2 protein-coding genes are annotated in these 556 nt (G+C 41.9%); one reads left to right on the top strand and one right to left on the bottom strand.

Features of this window, described 5'->3' with window-relative positions:
- Positions 1-181, top strand: a 181-nt coding sequence (locus R8O11_RS30350; protein ID WP_225481939.1) for a YnjH family protein, incomplete at its 5' end; no start/stop codon positions are given.
- A 44-nt stretch (positions 182-225) separates the two neighbouring features.
- Here R8O11_RS30350 and R8O11_RS30345 read toward each other — a convergent pair.
- Complete coding sequence (locus R8O11_RS30345; RefSeq protein ID WP_005488152.1) at positions 226-525, bottom strand: YfcZ/YiiS family protein; 300 nt, start codon at positions 523-525, stop codon at positions 226-228.
- Positions 526-556 lie beyond the last annotated feature (31 nt).

The raw sequence follows: 556 nt of genomic DNA, 5'->3' as shown, positions 1-556 counted from the left end.
GTCAAAGGCTTTGGTGGTTGCTGATGGTAAAATAGGCCAGCGAATTTGTTACTACGAAGATAAAGCCTATACCGCTGGTGCGGTAATCAAGGTCGATGATGTGCTTTTGGTGTGCTCTGATGAAAACGACTACGAAACCAATGGGTCGTTAAAGTGGGTCGTGTTGAAGCAAAAGAAGTGATTTAGATAAGAATAAAGCGAGCTCGTTGCTCGCTTTAAATTGAATTAACGCGCTAGAGAGCGAGTTTTCAGTTCAAAAATAAGCTTTTCTGCACTTACTTCAAACTTGAATCGAGCGGTTAGCTCTTTAGATTCTTCTGTCAGCTCTGACACATTGTATTCAACGCCAGCGCAGACTGATTTAGCTAGTTCGATGTATTTCGCTAACTCAGACTCTAATGCATCTTTAGTCTCTGCGAAAATCGTTACGTCAGCAACCTCGTCGCCTTCTTTGATGATGAAACCAATCTCACCAGCACAGCCACAAGCTTCACATACTTGGCTTTCTTCTAATTCGACACTCATAACGAATCCTCTTGTAAATACTAAGGGTATT

The sequence above is a fragment of the Vibrio sp. 1288 genome, from assembly GCF_033344475.1.
The sequence above is the reverse complement of the archived record's forward strand: the minus strand, read 5'-3'. Positions and strand labels throughout refer to the sequence as shown.

What these genes read in the sequence shown, in the direction of transcription:
- R8O11_RS30345 (WP_005488152.1), bottom strand. Translation starts at nt 525, where the DNA reads ATGAGTGTCGAATTAGAAGAAAGCCAAGTATGTGAAGCTTGTGGCTGT.